Annotated in this window: 1 protein-coding gene; it reads left to right on the top strand. The window is 66.3% G+C overall.

All coding sequences use genetic code 11. The features are described 5' to 3' along the window. Positions 1-134 precede the first annotated feature (134 nt). On the top strand, positions 135-647 hold a 513-nt coding region (locus tag NKJ94_RS37475; protein WP_352532819.1), incomplete at its 3' end, for an IS66 family transposase zinc-finger binding domain-containing protein.

The following is a 647-nucleotide window of genomic DNA, read 5'->3' as shown; positions in this document are numbered from 1 at the left end:
TCGAAGGGCTGGATTGGAGACTGGTTCGCCCCGAGCGGGCACGGCGTCCGCAGCTGGCCGGATGAGTGTGGCACAGTGACTCAGGTGCCTTGTCTCCAATGGCGTTATCGGAGATCATGTGGTTGATTTAGTGCATGAATCTGACGGTTCTCCAGGAAGAGAACGAGCGTTTGAAGGCGCTCCTCGCCGAGGCGCAGGCAGCTTTGGCAGAGTCCGAGGAGGCGCGCCGCCGCCTGGAGAGCGTCGTCAGCCAGCTCAACCACGAGAAGTTCGGCGCCAAGTCCGAGAAGCTGCATCCCGATCAATACCACCTGCCGCTCGAAGACGTGGAGATCGCGCAGGGCGTGCTCGATGCCGCGCAGGAAAAGGCGCAGCGGGTCATCCGGGGGCGTTCGGACGGCGCGTCCGGTTCGCGCCAGCGCAATCGTGGCCACTTGCCTGCCCATCTGCCGCGGGTGGAGCGGATCATCGAGCCCAGGAGCACGCTGTGTCCGTGCGGCTGCGGCGAGATGGCCAGGATCGGCGAGGATGTCAGCGAGCGGCTCGACGCAATCCCGGCGCAACTGCGCGTGCTGGTCACGCGCCGCCCGAAATACGCTTGCCGGCGCTGCTCGGGCGCCGTCGTGCAGGCGCATGCGCCCGAGCAT

This window comes from Mesorhizobium sp. M0060 (genome assembly GCF_040323155.1).
Classification (GTDB): domain Bacteria; phylum Pseudomonadota; class Alphaproteobacteria; order Rhizobiales; family Rhizobiaceae; genus Mesorhizobium.
The sequence above is the reverse complement of the archived record's forward strand: the minus strand, read 5'-3'. Positions and strand labels throughout refer to the sequence as shown.